The organism is Embleya sp. AB8, from assembly GCF_049739465.1.
In the GTDB taxonomy this organism is placed as follows: Bacteria; Actinomycetota; Actinomycetes; order Streptomycetales; family Streptomycetaceae; genus Embleya.
Map to the genome: position 1 here is coordinate 529,233 of NZ_JBMHHY010000001.1, position 23,145 is coordinate 552,377.

A 23,145-nucleotide genomic window follows, 5' to 3' on the forward strand; every position below is an offset into this window, starting at 1 on the left:
GGCCCGCAACACCCGGTCGGCCTCCCTCGCCGACCGGCGCAGCACCCCTTCGTCGGATCGCCGCCGAACGTGACCCGTTCGGCGGCGACACGACGGATACTCCACGTAATCAGGGCATGATTTCAGCACACTCCCACCCCATTCATAGGAGGGCTGACCGCCCGTGGTACACGCAAACGACGAACGCGTGACCGCCGGCGGCGTGGACGTCACCGTTTCCGGTGACCTGATCCACGCTGCCGCAGTCGCCGAAGTCATCACCGCCTGCGTCGTGGACAAGGTGCCCGCGCGCCTGGTCGCCTCCGACGCCACCCTGTGGGGTCCGGAGGCCGAGTCGCTGGCCGCGATCCGCCTGGGTTGGGTGGACCTGCCCGCGTCCTCGCGCGCGCTGCTGCCCCAGCTCGCCGAACTGCGCGAACGACTCGCCGCCGAGGGCCTGGACCACGTGGTCCTGGCCGGTATGGGCGGCTCCTCGCTCGCCCCCGAGGTGATCACCGCCACCTACGGCACGCAGCTCACCGTCCTGGACACCACCGACCCCGCCCAGGTCCGCCGCGCGCTCGGCGCGGACCTGGAGCGCACCGTCGTGGTCGTCTCCAGCAAGAGCGGCGGCACGGTGGAGACCGACAGCCACCGCCGCGCCTTCGAACAGGCCTTCCTGGACGAGGGGTTGACCAACGACCAGCTGGCCGGCCGGATCGTGGTCGTCACCGACCCGGGCTCGCCGCTGGAGAACACCGCGCGCAACGCCGGCTACACGATCGTGCTCGCCGACCCCAACGTGGGCGGGCGCTACTCCGCGCTGACCGCGTTCGGCCTGGTGCCCAGCGCGCTCGCGGGCGTGGACGTCGAGCAACTCCTCGACGACGCCGCCACACTCGCCCCGACCCTGGCCGGCGACCGGGACAACCCGGGTCTGCTGCTCGGCGCGGTGCTCGGCGCCGCGGCCAACCACGGCCGGGACAAGCTGGTGTTGGCCGATGCCGGCAACATCGTCGGCTTCGGCGACTGGGCCGAGCAGTTGATCGCCGAATCCACCGGCAAGCAGGGCCGGGGCATCCTGCCGGTCGTGGTCGAGGGGGTGACCGCCCCCGGTTTCGCCCAGCCGGTGGGCGCGGACGCCGTACGTACCGTGATCGGCGCCGAGGCGCTCGACCACCCCGACGTCGACCTGCGGGTCTCCGGGCCGCTGGGCGCGCAGTTGTTGCTGTGGGAATACGCCACCGCGGTGGCCGGGCGGGTCATCGGGATCGACCCGTTCGACCAGCCCAACGTGCAGGAGTCCAAGGACAACACCGGCGCGCTGCTGACCCGCGCGGGCGACGACGGCCCGCTCCCGGTGGGCACGCCCGCCTTCGTCGACGGCGCGGTCGAGGTGCACGGCGATGCCGCGCTGCTCGGCGGCGCGAGCGACCTGGCCGGTGCGCTGCGCGTGTTGGTCGACGCGGTGCCGGACTGCGGCTACCTCGCGGTGATGGCCTACCTGGACCGACTCGGCGACACCGACGCGCCGAAGTTGCGCCCGCTGCTCGCCGAGGCACTGGACGGGGAGCAGGTCACCTTCGGCTGGGCGCCGCGTTTCCTGCACTCCACCGGCCAGTTCCACAAGGGCGGCCCGGCGGTCGGCGTCTTCCTGCAGATCACCGGCGCCAATGCCGAGGACCTGGAGGTGCCCGCCAAGCCGTACAGCTTCGGCCGCCTGCAACTGGCCCAGGCCCTCGGCGACCTCGGCGCGATCACCTCGCGCGAGCGCCCGGTCCTGCGCCTGCACCTGACCGACCGCGCGGCCGGCCTCGGGCAACTGCTCGACGCGGCCCGCGCCCTCGTGGACGGAGCGGCTCGATGAGCCCCAAGGCCACCAAGTCCAAGCCGGCCGTGTGGCCGGAGAACCCGCTGCGCGACCCGCAAGACCGCCGACTCCCGCGCATCGCGGGCCCGTCGGGCCTGGTCATCTTCGGCGTCACCGGCGACCTGTCCCGCAAGAAGCTGATGCCGGCCATCTACGACCTGGCCAACCGCGGCCTGCTGCCGCCGGGTTTCGCGCTCACCGGCTTCGCCCGCCGCGACTGGGAGAACCAGGACTTCGCCCAGGTGGTCTACGAGGCGGTCAAGGAACACGCCCGGACCCCCTTCCGGGAGGAGGTCTGGCAGCAGCTGTCCGAGGGATTCCGGTTCGTCCAGGGCGAGTTCGACGACGGCAAGGCGTTCGACCAGCTGCGCCAGACGATCGACGAACTGGACGAGCAGCAGGGCACCCAGGGCAATCACGCGTTCTACCTGTCGGTACCGCCGAAGGCCTTCCCCGAGGTGGTCCGCCAGCTCAAGGAGCACGGACTGGCCGATCCGAAGGCCGACTCGTGGCGCCGCGTGGTGATCGAGAAGCCGTTCGGGCACGACCTCAAGAGCGCCCGCGAGCTGAACAAGGTCGTCGACGAGGTCTTCCCGCCCGAGGCGGTCTTCCGGATCGACCACTACCTGGGCAAGGAAACCGTCCAGAACATCATGGCGTTGCGCTTCGCCAACACCATGTTCGAGCCGCTGTGGAACCGGTCCTACGTGGACCACGTACAGATCACCATGGCCGAGGACATCGGCATCGGCGGCCGGGCCGGCTACTACGACGGCATCGGCGCCGCGCGCGACGTGATCCAGAACCACCTGCTGCAACTGCTCGCGCTGACCGCGATGGAGGAGCCGGTCTCCTTCGACGCGGACTCCCTGGTCGCCGAGAAGCTCAAGGTGCTCAGCTCGGTCAAGTTGCCCGACGACCTCTCGCGCGGCACGGTCCGGGCCCAGTACACCCGCGGCTGGCAGGGCGGCGAGCTGGCCAAGGGCTACCTCGAAGAGGACGGCATCCCGCCGGACTCGCGCACCGATACCTACGCCGCGATCAAGCTGGAGATCGCCAACCGCCGCTGGGCGGGCGTGCCGTTCTACCTGCGGGCGGGCAAGCGGCTCGGCCGCCGGGTCACCGAGATCGCCGTCGTCTTCCAACGCGCCCCGCACCTGCCCTTCGACGCCACCGCGACCGAGGAGCTGGGGCAGAACGCGCTGGTCATCCGGGTGCAGCCGGACGAGGGCATGACGGTTCGATTCGGTTCCAAGGTGCCGGGCACCGCGATGGAGGTGCGCGACGTCAACATGGACTTCGCGTACGGCGAATCGTTCACCGAGTCGAGCCCGGAGGCGTACGAGCGCCTCCTGCTCGACGTCCTGCTCGGCGACGCGCCGCTGTTCCCGCGGCACGAGGAGGTCGAGCTGTCCTGGAAGATCCTCGACCCGATCGAGGAGCACTGGGCGCAGCACGGCAAGCCCGAACCCTACGTGTCCGGGACCTGGGGTCCCGACGCGGCCGACGAGATGCTCGCACGTGACGGACGGAGCTGGCGCCGCCCATGATGATCGATCTGACGGACACCAAGTCGAGCAAGATCAATGCCGCGCTGGTCGAGGCCCGCCGAGGAATGGGCAGCCCCACCCTCGGCATGGTGCTCACCCTGGTCATCGTCACCGACGAGGCCAACCAGTACGACGCGATGAAGGCCGCGGGCGAGGCCGCCCGCGAGCACCCGTCGCGGATCCTGGTGGTGATCGGCCGCCCCGGGCAGGAGATCGCGCCGCGCCTGGACGCCGAGGTCCGGGTCGGCGACTCGGGCGTGGGCGAGACCGTACTGCTGCGCCTGCACGGCGAGTTGGCCGATCACGCCGAGTCGGTGGTGTTGCCGCTGCTGCTGCCGGACGCGCCGGTCGTGGTGTGGTGGCCGGGGCGCGCGCCGGAGGTGCCGAGCAAGGATCCGCTGGGCGCACTGGCCACCCGGCGGGTCACCGACGCCGCCGCGCCGCCGCGCCGGGCGGATGTACTGCGGCTGCGGGCGAGCGCCTACACGCCGGGGGACACCGACCTGGCCTGGACCCGGACCACCCCGTGGCGCAGCCTGCTCGCTGCCGCGCTGGACCAGAAGTACAGCCGGATCCTGGGTGCGAAGGTCGGCGCGAAGGCGGGCAACCCGAGTGCGGAACTGCTCGCGTTGTGGATCACCGACCGCCTCGACGTCGACGTGGAGCGGGTGGAGACCGGCGGTCCCGGCATCACCTCGGTGACGTTGGTGACCAAGGACGGCGAGATCGTGATCGACCGTCCGGACGGGATGATGGCGTCGTTGTCCTCGCCCGGCCAGCCGGACCGGGTGGTCGCGCTCAAGCGGCGCGAGGCATCCGACCTGGTCGCCGAGGAACTGCGCCGGTTGGACCCGGACGACGTGTACGCGGCGACGCTGGCCCGGGCCGCGCTCGAGGCGGCGCGGGTGCCGTCGGCGGCCTCGTTCACCGAGCCGGCGGTGTCCCAGACACCGGTGCTGGACGTGGAACTGGCCGAGGAGGGCGAGGCGCCGCGACCTCGGCCGACCAAGGAGATCGGTACGGCTCCGCCGCTGAAGCGCACGTCGAGCGCGGCTGCGTCGGCCAAGCGGGTGGCGACGAAGAAGGCGGTGCCGGGGACGCCGCGCCCGGCCCGGGCGCCTCGGAAGAAGAAGGGCGACGACGCGTGACGGCGCACGGCCCGGTGCGCGTGCATGCGGACACCGCGCTCCTTGCCAAGGCGGCGGCGACCGGGCTGATCCAGCGGGTCGCCGACGCCCAGGCCGAGTTCGACGTGGCACACCTGGTGCTCACGGGCGGGCGCAACGGCAACGCGCTGCTGCACGAGCTGTCGCTCACCCCGACGTTGGGCGCGATCGACTTCGACCGCCTGCACATCTGGTGGGGCGACGAGCGCTTCCTGCCGTCGGGCCACCCGGACCGGAACGAAACCCAGGCCCGCGAGGCACTGTTGGACACGGTGCCGGTCCGGGAGGAACTGGTCCACGCGATGCCGGCCAGCGACGGCCCGGACGGGGACGATGTGGAGGCGGCGGCGGCGCGATATGCGGCGGAGCTGGCGGGCGCCGCTCCGGCGGGCGCGTCGGTACCGGCCTTCACGTTGGCCATGTTCGGAGTGGGCCCCGACACGCATGTGGCCTCGCTCTTCCCGGGCTTCGCGGCGACGGAGGAGACGGTGCGCACGGTGGTGGCGGTACGGGAGGCCCCGAAGCCACCGCCGACTCGGATCACGTTGACCTTCCCGGCGATCCGGGCGGCGCACGAGGTGTGGCTGCTGGCGGCGGGCGAGGACAAAGCGGAGGCGGTCGCGACGGCACGGGCTTCTTCGGACGCGACGAAGACCCCGGCAGCGGGGGCCTATGGGTCGGCGGCGACGTTGTGGCTGGTGGATAGGGCTGCGGCGGCGAAGTTGCCGGAGCAGTAGGACCGGGTTGTACGCACAGGGCGGGGCCGGAGCCGAGCGGCTCCGGCCCCGCCCTCCGCATCCGGACGGCACCGGATCGTGCGTGCGTCGACGGTCACAGGTCAAGCCACTGCGGAGCGTCCTCCGGCGCGTGCTTCGTCGGGCTCGGGGCCGTCGTGTGCGGTGAAAACGAAAGCCGAGGTATCGCCATCCAGGTCGATGGTCAGCGCCGCATCCAGAGCCTTGGCGAGACGCCTGAGCAGCGCCAGCGTGGGCACGGAGTCACCGCCCTCGATGTTGGAGATCTGCGGTTGGGTCATGTCCGCGCGCTCCGCCAGCTCGGTCTGGGACAGCCCGAGTTGGCTACGGCGGTCGTAGACGGCCTGGCCAAGTGCGAACGCATACCCGGCTTCTTGGTAGGCCGGGGACTCCTCGACCGACTCTCCCAGGAACTCCCTGGTCCGCCGGGTCTTCCATTGGGAGTGATTCACGGACTCTCCTCCTTGATCCGGTCGTAGCTGTGCTCCGCGGGACTGTGGTCCGCCTCGCACGCCTTCTGCATTTGGAGAGCACGCTCGACCTCGGTCGCCTCGTGCTGTCTGGTCTTACGGAACACCGTCAGCAGCACGATGCGCCGGTTGGGGCCCAGCCAGTACGTGATGCGCACCGCGTTGCCATCTATCGTGAAACGCAGCTCGCGTACTTTGCCGCCCAGATGGCGAGAGTAGGGCTCCCCCAGGGTGGTTGGCTGGGCGGCGAGCATGTCGGCCGCTCGCTCAACCTTGTCGTACTGGGCGTCCGAAAGGAGTTCCGGCCACTGCCGGACTTCCGGCTCAATCTCGATCTGCCAGGGACCGCTCACGAGAACGACTATACAGAAATTTATATGACCCCGCGGTGCGGCCCAGGCAGCCCGCAGGAGCGCGTCGGCTCAGCCTCCGGCGCCACGCCCCTCAACACTCGGCCACCGTCGAGGCCGGCGATTACCCCGGCGATTTTCCAGGTCGGTCCGACGCGCGTCAGGGGGTCCGCAGCGCGGCGATCAGGGCGGACCAGGAAGCCGGCGCGAAGGCGATGCAACCCACGTTTGGCTCCTTCGCGTCGCGAACCGGGACAACCGCGAAGCTCGTGGCCTCCTGGACACAGTTACCGCCTTGGCCGTTGCTGTAGCTGCTCTTGCGCCACCGAACGGCCTTCGCTCTATGGGCAGTTCGCATTGGGAATCCTTCCCCGACAGGACGAGATCAGGAGATACGCAGCGTTGTGATCAGCGCAACCCACGCATGCGGGCCCACCGCGAGGTGTCCGACCTCCGGAACCTTCGAGTCGCGGACGGGGACGACCGCGAAGCCGGTGGCTACCTCCACGCAGGCGCCGCCTTGGCCGTTGCTGTAGCTGCTCATGCGCCACGAGGCAGCCTTCGTCTCATTGACAGTTCGCACCCCTGAGGCTCCTTCCCCGGTCAGGCCCGCGCATGGCCACTACCAGCGAAGCCCACGCTTGTGGGGCCAGTGCGAGGTGGCCGATGCTCGGGTCTTTCGAATCTCGCACTGGGACAACGTGGAAAGCGGACGCAACTTCTACGCACGCGCCCCCTTGGCATTGCTGAAGCTGCTCTTGCGCCAGTGAACAGCGGTCGTCATGGCCACGGTTCGCCCGCCCGGTGGTCAGGCCGCCCGAAGCGCCGTCGTCAGGGCGGACCACGCAGCCGGGGCGACGGTGATGTGGCCGACGCCCGGGTCCTTCGAATCACGTACCGGAACTACTGCGAGGCCGGGGGCGATTTCGACACAGTCGCCGCCCTGGCCGTTGCTGTAGCTGCTTTTGCGCCACTGGGCGGCGGTCAACTCGGAGGCAGTTCGCATTTCTGGTTCTCCTTCATCGCCGCCTCGATCATCGCTGCCGATTCCCGAGGCGAAAGGGCGTGTGTGCGCAGGTGATCGTATGACAGCTCGTAGGCATCGACGACGCTCGACTCCTCGAATAATTGCCCGGTATGGCTGCTCTCCATGTATGCGCAACGTGCTCCGTCCGGCTGGGTCAGCAAGGTCAACGACCCGCCGATGAAGGCGTGTGCACCACTGATGAACGGCAGCACTTCCAGCACCACATTGGGCCGCTCGGTGACGGTCAGTAGGTGCTGCAGTTGCTCACTCATGACGGTGCGCGACCCGACGGTCCGCCGCAGAACCGCCTCGTCCAAGACCACCCACAGATGTGGTGGATCCTGCTTGTCGAGCAACGACTGGCGATTCATCCGTGCGTCGACGGCAGCCTCGATCTCTTCGGTCGTATCCCGTGGACGACCCGCCCGAATCACAGCGAGGGCGTAGGCCCTCGTCTGGAGTAGTCCCGGGACCATGGAGGCGCTGTACTTCCGCATGCGAGCTGCAAGCGCTTCACGCTTCACGAACTCCTGTACCCAGTCGGGGAAAATATCGTCGCGGATCGTTTCGTACAGCGCTACGAAGAGCCCATGCGTGCCGAATACCACGTCCAGTAGTGGAGCGAGCTCCTCCGGGACCGGGCGTTCCGCCGTCTCGAAGCGGGACAGCATCGTGCGGTCGTAGCCGACCTTTGCCCCCAAGTCGGCGAGTGACATCCCGGCACCTTCGCGCATCGCTCGAATCCCCGCTCCGTACGCGTGCCTTGGTCCGGCTCCCGGGTCCAGCGGCCTGCCGCGAAACACCATCGGGTCCACCTTCCTGTTGCTACCCAATTGACAACATTCGCCCCCTCGTCAAGCTAGCCATGTCGGCGCATCATTGTGCACGGATCGTGATGAAGCGATTACGAAAGATGAGGAGTGCGTCGACATGTACGACCCTCTTTGGCACCTCCGAACCACCGATCACGGCCCCGACCTGGCCCCCGTTCCCCCGGGCAGCCACATCAGCATCGCCGTCTACCGGATCGACGCGACGGTGTCCGCGTGGTCAAGGCGCCCCAGGTGCACCGGGGCTTCACCCGTGCCTGGCCGCAGCCCGATCCCCCGTGCGCCTGTCCGCTCGCGTGTCCGCTGAAAAGCGGCAACTCCTAGAACTCCTCCCCGCGTTCCGGTGAGCCCACCACCGGACCGGCCACGCGGGGAGCGCCCCGCGGCCGACCTCCGCCGTGTCGGCCGCGGCGGGAAAGAGGATGCCGGGCCGCACCGTCGTCGGCGACCCGGCATCCATCCTCGCTGCGCTGCCCGGCTCACCTGACATCACGTCAGCAAGCGGGCCACACAAGGCTGTTCCATCAATCACAAGGAACCCGAGAAGTACCCATGGCAACCAAAGGCACCGTTCGCTTCACCGCCCCGGCGCCCGCCCCCATCCGACCAACCGCACGAACACCGCCCAGAACAACGGCCCGTGGCGCCGAAGCGCCCGTCGTAATGCCCACATTCACCACCGGCGACCGAGTGTGCCGTCCGCGAACCGGCCGACGAGACAGCGGCCCGATCGTCGGCCTCCGCACCACCGAAGCCGGCCTCGTATTCACCATCCGCCGCTGGTGCGACCGAACCCTCTACGACGCCACGGCCACCGACCTGACCCCGGACCCGTTGGCATCGTCCGGCCGCGCCGGGGAATGTCACGCTGTTGAGCCCCCGAAGAAGTGAGGTCGCGTGAGTATGCAGGAGCGACTCGTCCAGATGCTGGATGCCAAGGGGGTCTTGTCGCCGGAATGGCGCGATGCCGTTGCGTCGGTGGATCGAGGGTTGTTCATTCCGAGTAGCGCTGATTCCGACGGTGGGCGACTCGTGTACGACGACGTGCCCATCGTGACGCAGGTCAATGATGGGAAGCCGGTCGAGGATGGTGCCTTTCGCCTTGCCACGTCCTCGTCTTCGATGCCGTCGATCATGCTTGCGATGCTCGGGCTGCTCGATGTACGCGCGGGGGATCGGGTGTTGGAACTCGGCACCGGCACCGGGTATCACGCGGCCTGGCTGTCGCACCGGCTCGGCGACGCCAACGTGACCACGGTGGAACTGGATTCGGTGCTTCTGGCCACGGCGGTGAACAACCTTGCGGCGGCCGGGTATTGCCCGACCGCGACGGTTGGGGATGGTCGGGACGGATATCGGCCGGGTGCGCCGTACCAGCGGATCATCTGCACGTTCAGCATGCGCGAAATTCCGCGAGCATGGCTGGCGCAATGTCCCGATGGGCGGATCGTGACCCCGTGGGGCAGCAGCTTCTTCAATGGTTCCTTCGCCACATTGGTGGTGGCATCGGGCCGGGCCCAGGGCTCGTTCTCCGGTGACCCCGCCTTCATGTGGGATCGAACGTGTCGAGCGGGGAGCGGGCGGATCGGCGAGCAGCATCGTGCGGCACACGGGGACCGGCGTCGGACCGATGTTCCGCCGCAGAACGTCGTGCAGGACGATCCGGCGTTCTTCGTCGGGCTCCACCTCACCGACGCGTGGTATCGCTGGGTGGAGGCGGACGACGGCAGCGGCGGTGCCACGCTGTGGGTGATTGCCGACGATGGGAGGTCATGGGCCTCGGTGGGGTACGTCCCGGGCGAAGACACCTATGGAGTAAAGCAGTTCGGGCCTCGGGCGTTGTGGGACGAGGCGGAGGCGGCCTTTCTGCGGTGGCATGAACTCGGTACGCCGGAGCGGGCGCGTTTTGGGATCTCCGTGGGTGCGGATGGGCAGTGGGTGTGGCTGGACGATCCGAGTTGCGTTGTCGTGCAGCGGACGTCGACGTCGACGTAGGTGTGGGCGGAAGGTCAATCGTCCGGTTCGGCGAGGAGGGCGTCGAGGGCTGCTTTTGCTTCCGTGATGGGGGCTCCGGTGGCCTGGCGCCAGGTGGTGATGGCCTGGATGCGGTTGCCGGCCAGGGCTTGGGCTACGGCGAGCTTGGCGTACGGCGGTTGGCTCGGGAGGTTTGCCGGGATGGGGCGGGGGCGTGCGGCGCCGTGTCGGGCGGTGGGGTCGAAGTCGTCGAGGGAGGCGTGGAGGCCGGCCAAGGGGGTGTTGGTCTCCTTGGCGACCAGGTGCCATTCGGTGGGCGGGTCGAGGTCCAACAGCCCTGGGTCGTCCAGGAGTTGGCAGATGTTGTAGGCGAGTTCGTGTTGCATCCGGCGGACTACGTCGGTCAGGTCGTCCGGGTCGACGCCGGAGGAGAGGACACGGTGTAGGGCCGCTGCGGCAGGGTCCTCGGGCGGGGTGCCCGGTTCCGTGCCGCGCAGCCAGGATTCGATCCAGGACGGGGCGCCGGCGGTCTTGGCGTCCTCGTCGATGATCAGGCTCCACAGGGCGGTGAGGAATGCCTGGTGGGGGTCGGGGGCGTTCGGGGGGTCATTGGTCATGTGGGAACACTGGCATGGGTGGCCGTCAGGCTAGGAACCTGGTCAGTTCGGTGATGACGGCGGCCGGTTGTTCCTCCGGGATGTAGTGGCCGCAGGACGGGATGTTGACGACCTGCACATCGGTGCCCTTGGTGGGCATCAGGTCGCGGAGGTGGGCGTAGTTGCTCTTGTCGCCACCCAGGGCCAGGAGCGGGGTTTCCAGCTTCGGGTAGGTTCGGGCGTCGGTGATGTCCTGGTTGAAGGCGCGGTACCAGGCGTTGCCCGCGCGGATCGCGTCGGCGGAGGAGTAGGCGTGTGTGTATATCTCCCGCGCCCGGGCGTCGATGGTGGTCGGGTCCTCGGCCTGGCGGTCGAAGAGCCAGTCGAGCAGGAGCCGGGTGCGGCCGGCGAGCAGTTGCTCCGGGAGGCCCTGTACCTGGTTGAAGGCGAACCACCACAGGTACGACCGCGCACCGGCCTCGATGACCGAGTCGACGTGTTGGTCCGGCTGGGGCAGCAGGCGCATGTCGGACCAGCCGTCGTCGGGGTGCGGTACGTCGAGCATGGCGATGCGGCCGGTGGCCTCGGGGTGGTTGGCGGCGAAGGCGTAGGCGACCATGGCGCCGATGTCGTGGCCGGCGACGTGTACCGGTCCCAGGTCCAGGTGCCGGACCAGTTCGTACACATCGCGCGCCATCGTCTTCTTGTCGTAGCCGTCGGCGGGCTTCGACGAGCCGCCCATGCCGCGTAGGTCCACCGCGATCACCCGGTGCCGGCGGGCCAGTTCGGGCATCACCTTGTGCCACTGCCACCACGTCTGCGGCCAACCGCCGAGCAGGAGCAGCGGCGGGCCGTCGACGGGGCCGCCGACGACGTAGTGCAGCCGGATGCCGTTGACGTCCGCGTGGCGACTGGAGAAGTCGCCTTCGAGGGAGCGGGCCAGGGCTTCGTCGTCGGGCGGGAGATTGGGTGTGGGCATGGCTCTTCTCCTCGCAAGTTGCATGGGGTGGCGGGTTGTTCGACTATACGAAATGTTCGTACGATCGACTGTACGAGACTCTCGTACATGGGGATCGACGCCGTCAACCCCGGCGGATCGATTCGTACGAGAAGTTCGTACAATGGCCGCATGGCCGTTGTTCTTCTTCATCCCGACACCGATCGCATCGAGCTCGTCGACGTGCTGGCCGCGCTCGGTCACCCGCTCCGGCTCGCGATCGTGCGGGCGTTGGCGTCCGGGGAGGAGATGTTCTGCGGCGCGATCCTGCCGGAGGTGCCGCGATCGAGCCTGACCCATCACTGGCGCGCGCTGCGGGAGAGCGGCGTGATCCGGCAGCGCCCGGCCGGCCGGAAGCTCTATCTCACGCTGCGTCGGGACGACCTGGAGGCCCGATTCCCCGGCCTGCTCGCCCTGGTCCTCGGCGAGGCCGAATCGCGGGCGTAGCGACGCGGACGGGAGTCGGTGATTATTGCCTACCGTCCGGAGCACCGGGACGCGTGCTCGCCCTCGTCGAGGCCGATCGGCCGATCGTCTCGTCGGCCAACCGTCGGTACCCGAGGCGATGTTGTCCGACCGCCGCCCGGCTGAGCAGCCGGCGGCACTTCATCACATGCAATGCGGAAAGCCCGAGCCATTCGATACATACGTCCCATACAACATGACCAGCTCATACGGAACAGCCGCCACATTCAGCCATGCGCCCACGACCGCGACCACGCCGACCGGCACCTGAACGAGCGTGAACCCGCAGCGAGCACGGACCCGGCGGGCGGCCACGACAGACATGAACACGGCCGCTATGCCCAGGGTGACCCCGCCCCACGCGGCGGCATGTTGCGTCCAAGGCATCGGCAACCACCCACACGCCCGCCGCTCGCGTTCGGTCCGATCATTCGCGATCCATCCGACGGCCCAGGCACCGAACACCCCCGCGACCGTGAGTACGGGAATCAGGACGGACACCGCGAACCATGGCGTCGGCAATCGGCGTGCCGCATCGACCGGCAGGGACCGGGAGTTCATCAGTACCAATTCGGCTGGGGTCGGACGATCCGGATTTTTTGCTCGCCCTCGTGCTTTTCTGCCGAATGAACCCGCTGATCCAGGCTCACATTCTGGTACGAGTGCGAGTGTTGGTTGACCCTGATGTCACGGCCGTGACCATCGCCGCATGACGTGTGTTACCCGTTAGCCGTCGCGCAGCGGCGTAAGGCGGCGGCGGAGGACCAGCCGACGTGGTTGCCCGCGACGGCGTCACTCGATGCCAAGGACGTGCGCAGGTCGGCGACCGTGGCGCCGGCAGTCGCAGCCACGCGGGTGGCACTCGTCCGCACTTCGCCCGTATCGATATCAATTTCCATGTCGTCCCCCTCAAGAATGGAAGCGCTCTGCGGGCAGCGTGTCAGGCCACCTGATGATCACTTTGGGAGAGGTGAATATTTTTTAGGTCATCGGAAGGCGGCCTTGGCTCGTTCTTTAATCTTTCGGCTGGATCGACCGTCGGCGAATTCGCGCTGCGGCGGCGGGCGAGCCTCCGCTCGGTCTCCCTGCTGCCGAGAACCGGGGTGGTGGCAACCGGGTGGTCTCGTGTGAGGGTCACTTTGGTGTGGCTGGGGGTTCAGGGGGATGCGGGTGTTCCGGTTCGGTTCGACGGGTACAGCAGAGCGGGAACGTGGGGTGCGGGGGCAGGATGGGGGCCACGAGTGGGCCCGCTCCGGGACCGCGCGATGGACCGAAGGAGTGAAGGGCGAATGGCTACCGCTCTGAAGGAGGACGACGCTCAAGCCCATGTGCATGGGGTGTGCTTCAAGACCGGGCCGCCTGCACGAGTGGGGATCGAGCTGGAATGGATCGTGCACGACGGCGCCGACGCCCGCCGGGTGGTGGCGCCGGAGCGGCTGGACGAGGCCCTTGCCCCGTTGGAGGCGAAGGGGCTGCCGTTCGGCAGCAGGTTGACCCGCGAGCCGGGTGGGCAGGTCGAGTTGAGTTCGCCGCCCGCCGACACGCTCGCCGGATGCGCCGAGGACCTCCGGGCCGACATGGTCGCCCTGGAGCAGGCGCTGGCCGCGAGTGGACTCGTTCTCGCCGGCCACGGCCTCGAGCCGTATCAGAACCCGCCACGGATCGTGGACCATCCCCGCTACCGGGCCATGGAGGCATACTTCGACCGGGCCGGCTCGTGGGGCCGGATGATGATGCGCGGCACCGCGTCTGTGCAGGTCAACCTGGACGCGGGCGACGAGGGCAGTGGCCCGCAGGGCTATCGCTCGCGCTGGGAGCTGGCCCACCGGCTCGGCCCCGTCCTGGTCGCCGCGTTTGCCAACTCGCCGCTGTGGCAGGGCAAACCGACCGGCTGGCGGTCGACCCGGCAACTGGTCTGGGCCCGAATGGACCCCGGCCGGACCCGACCGCCGGACTCGCTGCCCGGCTCGGACGGCGATCCGCGCGCCGCGTGGGCGTGCTACGCGTTGGACGCTCCGTTGTTGTGCCTGCGCGGTGCGACGGCGGACGGTTGGAACGCCCCCGAGGGGCTGACCTTCCGGTCCTGGTTGCGCGGCGCGCCCGGAGTGCGGCCACCCACCCTGGAGGACCTCGACTACCACCTGACCACGCTCTTCCCGCCGGTCCGCCCGCGCGGCTGGTTGGAACTGCGGATGATCGACGCGCAGCGCGGCGGCGACTGGATCGTCCCCGCCACGCTGGCCGCCACCCTCCTGGACGACCCGGTCGCGGCCGAGGCCGCGTGGGTGGCCACCGAGCCGCTGTGCGCGGCCGGTGCCACCGTGCCGGCCGACGCGATATGGACCCGGGCCGCGCGGCTCGGGCCCGCCGATCCGGTGCTCGGCAAGGCCGTTCGCGCCTGCTTCGGGGCCACCGAGCAGGCCCTGGCGGACCGCGACGCCCCCGGACCGCTGCGCGCGGCGGTGGCCAACTTCACCCGCCGCTACGCCGAACGGGGCCGATGTCCCGCCGACGACCTGTTGGAAAGGAGCTGTCGATGAAGTCGCCGAAGTCGCCGAAGTCGCCGAAGTCGCCGAAGTCGATGAAGACGATGAAGACGATGAAGTCGCCGAAGTCGCCGAAGTCGCCCAAACCATCGCAACCGTCGAGGCCGGACCGGGTGACTCCGACCCCGCCCCCGGTGGATCTCCGCGAGATAGCCGCTGCCGCGCTTGCCCGCGCCCGGCGACGCACGCTCGCCCTCACGGGCTGTCTGGGTGACGACGAACTGACGGCCCAGCACTCCCCGTTGATGTCGCCGCTGGTCTGGGACCTGGCGCACATCGGCAATCAGGAAGAGTTGTGGCTGGTCCGCCGGGCCGGCGGCCGACCCGCGCTGCGGCCGGAGCTGGATCCGCTGTACGACGCCTTCCGGCACCCGCGCGCGGACCGCCCCGCACTGCCGCTGCTCGGGCCCGACGCGGCCCGGGAGTATGTCGGCGATGTCCGCAAGCAGACCCTGGACGTGTTGGCGTCGGCCGATTTCGGGGCGGACGGTGATCCGCTCCTGGCCGGAGGCTTTGTGTTCGGGATGCTCGCCCAGCACGAGCAGCAGCACGACGAGACCATGCTGGCCACCCACCAACTGCGCGCCGGGCCAGCCGTCCTGGACGCCCCCGCGCCACCCGCCGCCGGCCCGGACGCGGCCCAGCTGCCGCGCGAAGTCCCGGTCCCCGGCGGGCCGTTCGAGATGGGCACCAGTACCGACCCGTGGGCCCTGGACAACGAACGACCCGCGCACGTCGTGGACGTGTCGGCGTTCTGGCTGGACACCGTGCCGGTGACCAACGCGGCCTATCTGGACTTCGTCGCGGACGGGGGATACGCCGACGAACGCTGGTGGACGCCGGAGGGTTGGCGGCACCGGCAACAGGCCGAGTTGACCGCGCCGCTGTTCTGGCGGCGCGATGGTGACACGTGGCTGCGCCGGCGGTTCGGGCGCATCGAGCCGGTGCCGCTCGACGAGCCGGTCCTGCATGTGTGCTGGTACGAGGCCGACGCCTACGCCCGCTGGGCCGGCCGCCGGCTGCCGACCGAGGCCGAGTGGGAGAAGGCGGCCCGGCACGACCCGACCGAGGGCCGCTCCCGGCGCCACCCGTGGGGCGATGCCGACGCCACCCCCGAGCACGCCAACCTGGGTCAACGGCATCTGCGTCCGGCGCCGGCCGGCGCCTATCCGGCGGGTGCCGCACCGTGTGGGGCGCGGCAACTGCTCGGCGACGTCTGGGAATGGACCGCGTCCGACTTCACGCCCTATCCGGGATTCGCCGCGTTTCCCTACCGGGAGTACTCCGAGGTGTTCTTCGGCCCCGAGTACAAGGTGCTGCGCGGCGGTGCGTTCGGCGTGGACGAGGTGGTCGCGCGCGGCACGTTCCGCAACTGGGACCTGCCGATCCGCCGGCAGATCTTCGCCGGGTTCCGCACCGCTCGGGACGCGGCGCCCGGGGAGGTGGGCTGATGTGCCGTCACCTGGCCTACCTGGGGCCGGAGATCACGCTCGCCGAGGTACTGGTCGGGCCGCCGCACGGCCTGTACGAACAATCCTGGGCGCCGCGCCGGCAACGGCACGGGACGGTCAACGCGGACGGCTTCGGCTTCGGCTGGTATCCGCCCGGCGAGGACGCGGAGGCAGCCGGCGAACCCGCCCGCTATCGCCGCGCCGTGCCGATCTGGGCCGATCCCAACCTGCCCGACCTGGCCCGGACCATCCGCGGCGGCGCGTTCCTGGCCGCCGTCCGCAGTGCCACCGCGGGCACCAGCCAGGACGAGGCCGCCGCCGCGCCGTTTTGCGACGGTGCCTGGCTGTTCAGCCACAACGGCGCGATCCCGGACTGGACCAGGCTGCCGATCGGGCCCGCCCTCGACCTCGCCGACCTGCTCGACCTGGAGGCGCGCTGCGACTCGGCGCTGCTGTGGGCCCTGCTCGCCCGCCGCATCCGGCAGCGGGAACCGGTCGGCGGCGCGCTGGTCGCCCTGGTCCGCCGGATCGCCGAGGTGCGCCCGACCGCCCGGCTGAACCTGCTGCTCACCGACGGCCGCACGATCTTCGCCACCCGATACGGCGACACCCTCTGGTATCGCACGGCTCCCGGGCGGGTCCTGGTCGCCTCCGAGCCCGACGAGAACACGGCGGACACCTGGGGCGAGTGGCGGGAAGTACCCGACCACTCCCTCCTGATCGCCACCCGCGACGGCGTGCGAATCGCCGCGATCCGTCCCGTACGCACGGCTGCCGAACGTCCGTCGGCCGCACGTCCGTCCGTCGCACGTCCGTCATCCGCCCCACAGGAACGGCGCACCATGAACAGCCACGTTTCGAACAACGGCAGCACGAACAACGGCAGCGCGAACGGCCGCTTCACCCTCGAACACCGCCTGCCGGCCGACTACTTCGACACCACGCTGCGTGCCGACGTACTCGCCGGACTGACCGCACCGACCAAATCGCTCCCGCCCAAGTGGTTCTACGACGCGCGCGGGAGCGAGTTGTTCGAGCAGATCACCCGGCTGCCCGAGTACTACCCGACCCGCGCCGAACAGGAGATCCTCACCCGGCGTGCCCCCGAGATCGCCGCCGCCACCCGGGCCCACTCGCTGATCGAACTGGGCTCGGGCTCGTCGCGGAAGACCCGGCTGCTCCTGGACGCGCTCACCGCCGCCGGCACGTTGGAGCGTTATGTGCCGCTGGACGTCAGCGACTCGGCGCTGATCCAGGCCGGCGAGGCGCTGTGTCGCGACTATCCGGGTCTGCGGGTCGCGGCCACCGTCACCGACTTCGAACACGATCTGGCCCTGGCCGACGAGCCGGGTCCGCGTACGCTCGGCTTCCTGGGCAGCACCCTCGGCAATCTCGACCCGGCTCAGCGCGCCGACTTCTACGGCATTCTGCGCCGCGCGTTGAGCGCCGACGACACCCTGTTGCTCGGCGTCGACCTGGTCAAGGACCCGGATGTGCTGGTCGCGGCGTATGACGACAGCCAAGGCATCACCGCCGCCTTCAACAAGAACGTGCTGTACGTGCTCAACCGCGAGCTCGACGCCGACTTCGACCCCGACGCCTACGACCACGTCGCGCTGTGGAACGCCGAGGCCGAACGTATCGAGATGCATCTGCGCTCGCGCGTCGATCAGACGGTCAAGATCCCGACCCTGGACCTCTCCGTCGACTTCACCGAGGGGGAACTCCTGCGGACCGAGATCTCCACCAAGTTCCGCCGCGAGTCCCTGGTCGCCGAACTGGCCGCCGCGGGCTTCACGGTGCGTACCTGGTGGACCGACCCGCAGAATCGCTTCGCGCTGCTCCTGGCGGTGCCGAGCCGCTGACCCGGCGGGGCGGCGCTCAGTAGCTGGTCGCCACCGGTTCGCGGGTCTCGAGCCGCGCCTCGGTGGCGACCTCCTGCGCCTGGTCCTCGCGCACGCGCAGGGCGAACAACACCCGGGTGGCGGTGACCACGGTGAGGGCGGCGCCGCACATGTGGGTGAGGACCATCCACTCGGGGAGGCCGTTGAAGTATTGGATGTAGCCGATCAGACCCTGCGGGATCAGTACGCCGAGCAACCACCAGACCCGATGCTGGGCGACCAGAGGGGCGTCGGTGACGCGCAGCGCCAGGGCCAGTGCGACGGCCGCGCCGAGGAGCAGGAAGGCCAGGTCGGCGTGCAGCCAGGCCATCTGGTCGATGTTGACGTCGAAGCGCTTGGCCTTGAGGTCGCCCGCGTGCGGCCCCGACCCGGTGACCACGGTGCCGGCCGCGATCAGCGCGCCGGCGACGGCCACGGTGGCGTAGCCGAACCAGCGGATCTCCGGGCGGACCAGGAGCCGGGCCGGCGCGTCGCCCTCGCCGGAGCGTTCGTACAGCGCCACCGCCGAGCCGATCAGCAGCATGGAAAGCAGCAGGTGGCTGGCCACCGCCATCGGGTGCAGGTCGGTCAGTACGGTGATGCCGCCCAGGAGCGCCTGGCCGGCCACCGTGCCGATCTGGATCCAGGCCAGCGTGGTGATGTCCTTGCGGCGCGGGAGCATGCGGTACGCGACGAGCACGCAGGCCACCGCGATCGCGCCGACCACGTAGGTCAACATCCGGTTGCCGAACTCGATGTAGGCGTGGTGGCTGACCGCCTGATGCGGTGTCCAGTCGCTGGTGTTGCTGTCGCACCTGGGCCAGGTGTCGCAACCCAGGCCCGAGTCGGTGAGTCGGACGAGACCGCCCGTGACGACGATGCCGATCTGCGCCACCAGGTTCATCAGGAACACACGGCGGGCGGACGGGAGGAAGGCCGGCAAGCTCATGCGCGACATCGTACGTCGTGAATGAATTCACAAGCGCACCAGGGTCGCTGACCCCGCGTCACCCCGGCCGTCACTCCGGGCGTCACCCCGGCCGTCACCCCGGGCGTCACTCCCAGCGGAAGAAGCGCGCCGCCGCGCCCAGACCCAAAACCGCCCAGACCGCCAGAATCGCCAAGTCGCCGAGCGGCAGCCCCGATCCGCCCCGGAGCACGTCGCGCAGCCCGTCGGACAGCGCCGAGATCGGCAGCAGCGCCAGGGCGTGCTCGACCCCGGAGGGGAACTTGTCCAGCGGCACGATCACCCCGCCGCCGAGCAGCAGCAGGACGAACACCAGGTTCGCGCCCGCCAGCGTGGCCTCGGCGCGCAGCGTGCCGGCCATCAGCAGGCCGAGCCCGGAGAACGCGGCCGTGCCGAGCACCAGGAGCAGGATCACCCACACGGGGTTCCCGTGCGGCGACCAACCGAGGGACAACGCGATCACCGCGAGCAGCGCCACCTGCATGATCTCGACCACGAGCACACACGCCGTCTTGGCCACCATCAGCCCCCACCGGGGCAGCGGCGTCGAGCCGAGCAGTTTGAGTACGCCGTAGCGGCGTTCGAACCCGGTCGCGATCGCCTGCCCGGTGAACGCCGTGGACAACACCGCGAGGGCCAGCAGCCCCGGCGCCAGGAAGTCCACCCGCTTGCCGCCGCCGGTGTCCACGATGTCCGCCGAGCTGAACACCACCAGAAGCAGCGTCGGGATGATCACCGTCAGCAGCAACTGCTCGCCGTTGCGCAGCAACATCCGGGTTTCCAGGGCGGTCTGCGCCGCGATCATCCGAGGCAGCGGCGCCGCCCCGGGCGCGGGCGTGAACGTACCCCGCGGCTGCTCGTTCCCCCGCGGTTGCTCGTTCGCCAGCGTGCTCAACTGCGTAGCTCCCGTCCGGTCAGCTCCATGAACACGTCCTCCAGGCTGCGCCGTTCCACGGTCAGCCGCTCCGGCATCACCCCGTGCTGCGCGCACCACGAGGTGACCGTGGCCAGCAGTTGGGGGTCGATGTCGCCCTCGATCCGGTACGCGCCGCGGGATACCTCGAACGCCTTGGCACCTTCGGGCAGGGCGTTCAGCAGCGAGCCCAGGTCCAGGCCCGCCGGTCCGGCGAAGCGCAGCGAGTTCTCCGCGCCGTCGTGGCACAGCGCCTCCGGCGAGCCGGACGCGATCACCCGGCCCCGGTCCACGATGGCCACCTCGTCGGCGAGCTTCTCCGCCTCGTCCATCAGGTGTGTGGTGAGTACCACGGTCACCCCGTCGGCGCGCAGCTCGCGGACCAGGTCCCAGGTCGCATGCCGGGCGTGCGGGTCGAGGCCGGCGGTGGGCTCGTCCAGGAAGACCAGTTCGGGCCGGCCGACCACGGCCAGCGCGAGGGCCAGGCGCTGCTGTTGGCCGCCGGACAGGCGGCGGTAGGTGGTCCGGCCGCACGAGCCCAGGCCGAGCCGGTCGATCAGCATCGATACGTCCAGGGGGTCCGCGTGCAGCTTGGCGACGTGGCGCAACATCTCCTCGGCGCGGGCGCCCGAGTACACGCCGCCCGACTGCAACATCACCCCGATCCGCGGGCGCAGCGCCGCCGCGTCGCGGACCGGGTCCAGGCCGAGCACGCGTGCCTCGCCCGCGTCGGCGCGCCGGTAGCCCTCGCAGATCTCGATCGTGCTGGTCTTGCCCGCGCCGTTGGGGCCGAGTACGGCGGTCACCGTGCCGCGGTCGACGGTGAGGGTGAGTGCGTCCACGGCGGTCTTGTCGCCGTAGCGCTTGACCAGGCCGGTGAGCGCGACTGCCGGCGGCGAGGAGTCCATGACGAGTCAGTCTAGAAAGCTCCGGGCACCCCTCGTGTCGGGGTCGTCGAGATCGATGGATCTGATGGAGCGTCAGGCATCGGCGCGGGTCGACCGGGCTTGCTCACGAAAGTGTGATGTTAGGTACACCTAAGTGATGGACTCCACGTGGATGCCGTTTGGCCTGGGGGCCGATTAACGCAACAATGGTGTTGTGGAATACAGCCGGACGAGCGAAGAGGCACCGAGGCGGGCGACCGTCGCGGGTGTCGGCACGCCCGAGCACGACGGTCACGAGGGCACCCGGCACCGGGTCACCCGCTCCATTGTCGACCACGGCCCGTCCACCGCGGCGGACCTGGCCGAGCGCCTGGAGCTGACCCCGGCGGGGGTGCGTCGCCACCTGGACGCACTGGTCGCCGAGGGTGTCGTCGAGGCCACCGAGCAGCGCGTCTACGGGCGCCGAGGTCGGGGTCGCCCGGCCAAGGTGTTCGCGCTGACCGACGTCGGCCGCTCCGGCTTCCATCAGGAATACGACGAGCTGGCGGCCGAGGCGTTGCGCTTCGTGGCCGAGCAGCTCGGCACCGAGGCGGTGGCGAAATTCGCCCGCGAGCGGCTTGCCGCCCGCGAGGAGAGGTATCGTCCCTCGGTCGAGTCCGCGCCCCCCGGGGAGCGGGCCCGAGCGCTGGCCGAGGCGCTGTCCGCCGACGGGTATGCCGCGAGTGCGCGGCCCGCACCCGGCGGAGAGCAGCTCTGCCAGCACCACTGTCCGGTGGCACACGTCGCCGAGCGGTTTCCACAGCTCTGCGAGGCCGAGGCCGAGGTGTTCGCGCGCCTTCTCGGTACGCACGTGCAACGGCTGGCGACCATCGCCCACGGCGACGGCGTCTGCACCACGCACGTTCCTGCTGTACAGGCTGAATCGGCCGGTTCGACGACCGGCCGCAGGACCGGTTCGCCCGGGCCGCAGAACACCGATATGAATCCGCCGCGCCGGGGCCCTTCCCGTTCGCGGGAATCGACCGACGCCACCCCGGCTTCCGGGAGGACTACTTCATGACCACCGACGCTCGCCCCGAGCTCGAGGGCCTGGGCACCTACGAGTACGGCTGGGCCGACTCGGACACCGCCGGCGCCTCCGCGCGCCGGGGCATCTCCGAAGAGGTCGTCGCGGACATCTCGGCGAAGAAGTCCGAGCCCGAGTGGATGTTGAAGCAGCGCATGAAGGGCCTTCGGCTCTTCTCGAAGAAGCCGATGCCGACGTGGGGCTCCGACCTCTCCGGGATCGACTTCGACAACATCAAGTACTTCGTGCGCTCGACCGAGAAGCAGGCCGCCTCGTGGGAGGACCTGCCCGAGGACATCAAGAACACCTACGACCGGCTCGGCATCCCGGAGGCGGAGAAGCAGCGCCTGGTCGCCGGCGTCGCCGCGCAGTACGAGTCCGAGGTCGTCTACCACCAGATCCGCGAGGACCTGGAGGAGCAGGGCGTCATCTTCCTGGACACCGACACCGGCCTGCGTGAGCACCCGGAGCTGTTCAAGGAATACTTCGGCTCGGTCATCCCGACCGGCGACAACAAGTTCTCCGCGCTGAACACCGCGGTGTGGTCGGGCGGTTCGTTCATCTACGTCCCGCCGGGCGTGCACGTGGAGATCCCGCTCCAGGCCTACTTCCGGATCAACACGGAAAACATGGGCCAGTTCGAGCGCACGCTGATCATCGCCGACGAGGGCTCCCACGTGCACTACGTCGAGGGCTGCACGGCGCCGATCTACAAGTCGGACTCGCTGCACTCGGCCGTGGTCGAGATCATCGTCAAGAAGAACGCCCGGGTGCGTTACACGACCATCCAGAACTGGTCGAACAACGTCTACAACCTGGTGACCAAGCGCGCGGTGGCCCACGAGGGCGCCACGATGGAGTGGATCGACGGCAACATCGGTTCCAAGGTCACCATGAAGTACCCGGCCGTGTGGCTGCTCGGCGAGCACGCCAAGGGCGAGACGTTGTCGATCGCCTTCGCGGGCGAGGGCCAGCACCAGGACGCCGGTTCGAAGATGGTGCACTGCGCCCCGAACACGTCGTCCAACATCGTGTCCAAGTCGGTGGCGCGCGGCGGTGGCCGCACCTCCTACCGCGGTCTGGTGCAGATCGAGGAGGGCGCGCACGGCTCGACCTCGTCGGTCAAGTGCGACGCGCTGCTCGTGGACACGATCAGCCGCTCGGACACCTACCCGTATGTCGACGTCCGCGAGGACGACGTGTCGATGGGGCACGAGGCGACCGTCTCGAAGATCTCCGCCGACCAGCTGTTCTACCTCATGAGTCGTGGCCTGACCGAGGACGAGGCCATGGCGATGATCGTGCGCGGGTTCGTCGAGCCCATCGCGCGCGAACTCCCCATGGAATACGCCCTCGAATTGAACCGCCTGATCGAGCTTCAGATGGAAGGGGCTGTGGGCTAG

24 protein-coding genes and 1 pseudogene are annotated in these 23,145 nt (G+C 69.6%); 12 read left to right on the forward strand and 13 right to left on the reverse strand.

Translation table 11 applies throughout. The annotated features are described in order from the left end of the window. The first annotated feature begins 163 nt into the window (after positions 1-163). The 4 genes from ABIA38_RS02245 to pgl are packed head-to-tail and all read left to right on the forward strand — an operon-like array spanning position 164 to position 5,302. A complete protein-coding gene (locus ABIA38_RS02245; protein ID WP_424636630.1) occupies positions 164-1,846 on the forward strand; it encodes a glucose-6-phosphate isomerase in 1,683 nt (560 codons plus the stop codon). After that, positions 1,843-3,399: a glucose-6-phosphate dehydrogenase gene (gene zwf, locus ABIA38_RS02250; RefSeq protein WP_424636631.1), complete on the forward strand. Its 1,557-nt coding sequence runs from the start codon at positions 1,843-1,845 to the stop codon at positions 3,397-3,399. Before ABIA38_RS02245 ends, zwf begins: the two co-directional genes overlap by 4 nt. Continuing rightward, positions 3,396-4,547 (forward strand): glucose-6-phosphate dehydrogenase assembly protein OpcA, encoded by a 1,152-nt coding sequence (opcA, locus tag ABIA38_RS02255; RefSeq protein ID WP_424636632.1) that lies wholly within the window; start codon positions 3,396-3,398, stop codon positions 4,545-4,547. Before zwf ends, opcA begins: the two co-directional genes overlap by 4 nt. After that, the gene (gene pgl, locus ABIA38_RS02260; RefSeq protein ID WP_424636633.1) at positions 4,544-5,302 is read left to right on the forward strand and encodes a 6-phosphogluconolactonase; all 759 of its coding nucleotides are present in this window, start codon (positions 4,544-4,546) and stop codon (positions 5,300-5,302) included. The genes opcA and pgl overlap by 4 nt, the downstream gene beginning before the upstream one ends. Before the next feature lie 101 nt (positions 5,303-5,403). Here the strand turns inward: pgl and ABIA38_RS02265 are convergent, their stop codons facing one another. The 7 genes from ABIA38_RS02265 to ABIA38_RS02295 form a co-directional block, all read right to left on the reverse strand. Then, positions 5,404-5,772: a helix-turn-helix domain-containing protein gene (locus ABIA38_RS02265; RefSeq protein ID WP_424636634.1), complete on the reverse strand. Its 369-nt coding sequence runs from the start codon at positions 5,770-5,772 to the stop codon at positions 5,404-5,406. Continuing rightward, positions 5,769-6,143, reverse strand: coding sequence for a type II toxin-antitoxin system RelE/ParE family toxin (locus ABIA38_RS02270; protein ID WP_424636635.1), 375 nt, complete (start codon positions 6,141-6,143; stop codon positions 5,769-5,771). The genes ABIA38_RS02265 and ABIA38_RS02270 overlap by 4 nt, the downstream gene beginning before the upstream one ends. Before the next feature lie 157 nt (positions 6,144-6,300). Beyond that, on the reverse strand, positions 6,301-6,498 hold the full coding sequence (locus ABIA38_RS02275) for a DUF397 domain-containing protein (RefSeq protein WP_424636636.1): 198 nt from the start codon (positions 6,496-6,498) through the stop codon (positions 6,301-6,303). Between the two features lie 27 nt (positions 6,499-6,525). Further along, positions 6,526-6,723, reverse strand: coding sequence for a DUF397 domain-containing protein (locus tag ABIA38_RS02280; protein WP_424636637.1), 198 nt, complete (start codon positions 6,721-6,723; stop codon positions 6,526-6,528). Further along, positions 6,707-6,985, reverse strand: coding sequence for a DUF397 domain-containing protein (locus ABIA38_RS02285; protein ID WP_424636638.1), 279 nt, complete (start codon positions 6,983-6,985; stop codon positions 6,707-6,709). The genes ABIA38_RS02280 and ABIA38_RS02285 overlap by 17 nt, the downstream gene beginning before the upstream one ends. Then, positions 6,949-7,146, reverse strand: coding sequence for a DUF397 domain-containing protein (locus ABIA38_RS02290; RefSeq protein ID WP_424636639.1), 198 nt, complete (start codon positions 7,144-7,146; stop codon positions 6,949-6,951). Before ABIA38_RS02290 ends, ABIA38_RS02285 begins: the two co-directional genes overlap by 37 nt. Further along, positions 7,125-7,973, reverse strand: coding sequence for a helix-turn-helix domain-containing protein (locus tag ABIA38_RS02295; RefSeq protein WP_424636761.1), 849 nt, complete (start codon positions 7,971-7,973; stop codon positions 7,125-7,127). Before ABIA38_RS02295 ends, ABIA38_RS02290 begins: the two co-directional genes overlap by 22 nt. 927 nt (positions 7,974-8,900) lie before the next feature. Here ABIA38_RS02295 and ABIA38_RS02300 point away from each other — a divergent pair. Further along, on the forward strand, positions 8,901-9,992 hold the full coding sequence (locus ABIA38_RS02300; protein WP_424636762.1) for a methyltransferase domain-containing protein: 1,092 nt from the start codon (positions 8,901-8,903) through the stop codon (positions 9,990-9,992). A gap of 14 nt (positions 9,993-10,006) precedes the next feature. On the opposite strand, the gene ABIA38_RS02305 is transcribed toward ABIA38_RS02300, so the two are convergent. Together ABIA38_RS02305 and ABIA38_RS02310 are read right to left on the reverse strand one after the other, a co-directional pair. After that, complete coding sequence (locus ABIA38_RS02305; protein WP_424636640.1) at positions 10,007-10,588, reverse strand: hypothetical protein; 582 nt, start codon at positions 10,586-10,588, stop codon at positions 10,007-10,009. A gap of 25 nt (positions 10,589-10,613) precedes the next feature. Next, positions 10,614-11,546, reverse strand: a complete 933-nt coding sequence (locus ABIA38_RS02310) for an alpha/beta fold hydrolase (RefSeq protein ID WP_424636641.1) — start codon at positions 11,544-11,546, stop codon at positions 10,614-10,616. 150 nt (positions 11,547-11,696) lie between these two features. Here ABIA38_RS02310 and ABIA38_RS02315 point away from each other — a divergent pair, with 150 nt between their 5' ends. After that, positions 11,697-12,011 carry an ArsR/SmtB family transcription factor gene (locus ABIA38_RS02315; protein WP_424636642.1) on the forward strand — a complete coding sequence of 105 codons (315 nt, stop codon included), beginning with the start codon at positions 11,697-11,699 and terminating at the stop codon, positions 12,009-12,011. A 162-nt stretch (positions 12,012-12,173) separates the two neighbouring features. Here ABIA38_RS02315 and ABIA38_RS02320 read toward each other — a convergent pair whose 3' ends face one another. Continuing rightward, positions 12,174-12,530 (reverse strand): hypothetical protein, encoded by a 357-nt coding sequence (locus tag ABIA38_RS02320; RefSeq protein WP_424636643.1) that lies wholly within the window; start codon positions 12,528-12,530, stop codon positions 12,174-12,176. A gap of 788 nt (positions 12,531-13,318) precedes the next feature. Between ABIA38_RS02320 and egtA the strand changes: the two genes are divergently transcribed. The 4 genes and pseudogenes from egtA (at position 13,319) to egtD (ending at position 17,891) form a co-directional block, all read left to right on the forward strand. Continuing rightward, positions 13,319-14,569: an ergothioneine biosynthesis glutamate--cysteine ligase EgtA gene (gene egtA, locus ABIA38_RS02325; protein WP_424636644.1), complete on the forward strand. Its 1,251-nt coding sequence runs from the start codon at positions 13,319-13,321 to the stop codon at positions 14,567-14,569. A 59-nt stretch (positions 14,570-14,628) separates the two neighbouring features. After that, positions 14,629-16,026, forward strand: coding sequence for an ergothioneine biosynthesis protein EgtB (gene egtB, locus ABIA38_RS02330; protein WP_424636763.1), 1,398 nt, complete (start codon positions 14,629-14,631; stop codon positions 16,024-16,026). Beyond that, positions 16,026-16,718: pseudogene (egtC, locus tag ABIA38_RS02335) on the forward strand (ergothioneine biosynthesis protein EgtC); the annotation flags it as partial. The gene egtB and the pseudogene egtC, both read left to right, overlap by 1 nt. Positions 16,719-16,868: 150 nt before the next feature. Next, a complete protein-coding gene (egtD, locus tag ABIA38_RS02340) occupies positions 16,869-17,891 on the forward strand; it encodes an L-histidine N(alpha)-methyltransferase (RefSeq protein ID WP_424636764.1) in 1,023 nt (340 codons plus the stop codon). 16 nt (positions 17,892-17,907) lie between these two features. On the opposite strand, the gene ABIA38_RS02345 is transcribed toward egtD, so the two are convergent. The 3 genes from ABIA38_RS02345 to ABIA38_RS02355 all read right to left on the reverse strand — a co-directional run bounded on the left by ABIA38_RS02345 (position 17,908) and on the right by ABIA38_RS02355 (position 20,697). Continuing rightward, on the reverse strand, positions 17,908-18,858 hold the full coding sequence (locus ABIA38_RS02345) for a COX15/CtaA family protein (protein ID WP_424636645.1): 951 nt from the start codon (positions 18,856-18,858) through the stop codon (positions 17,908-17,910). A gap of 106 nt (positions 18,859-18,964) precedes the next feature. Then, the gene (locus ABIA38_RS02350; RefSeq protein WP_424636765.1) at positions 18,965-19,681 is read right to left on the reverse strand and encodes an ABC transporter permease; all 717 of its coding nucleotides are present in this window, start codon (positions 19,679-19,681) and stop codon (positions 18,965-18,967) included. An 86-nt stretch (positions 19,682-19,767) separates the two neighbouring features. Beyond that, positions 19,768-20,697, reverse strand: a complete 930-nt coding sequence (locus ABIA38_RS02355; protein ID WP_424636646.1) for an ABC transporter ATP-binding protein — start codon at positions 20,695-20,697, stop codon at positions 19,768-19,770. A gap of 193 nt (positions 20,698-20,890) precedes the next feature. Between ABIA38_RS02355 and ABIA38_RS02360 the strand changes: the two genes are divergently transcribed. Continuing rightward, positions 20,891-21,736 (forward strand): helix-turn-helix transcriptional regulator, encoded by an 846-nt coding sequence (locus ABIA38_RS02360; RefSeq protein ID WP_424636647.1) that lies wholly within the window; start codon positions 20,891-20,893, stop codon positions 21,734-21,736. Beyond that, complete coding sequence (gene sufB / locus ABIA38_RS02365) at positions 21,733-23,145, forward strand: Fe-S cluster assembly protein SufB (RefSeq protein ID WP_424636648.1); 1,413 nt, start codon at positions 21,733-21,735, stop codon at positions 23,143-23,145. Before ABIA38_RS02360 ends, sufB begins: the two co-directional genes overlap by 4 nt.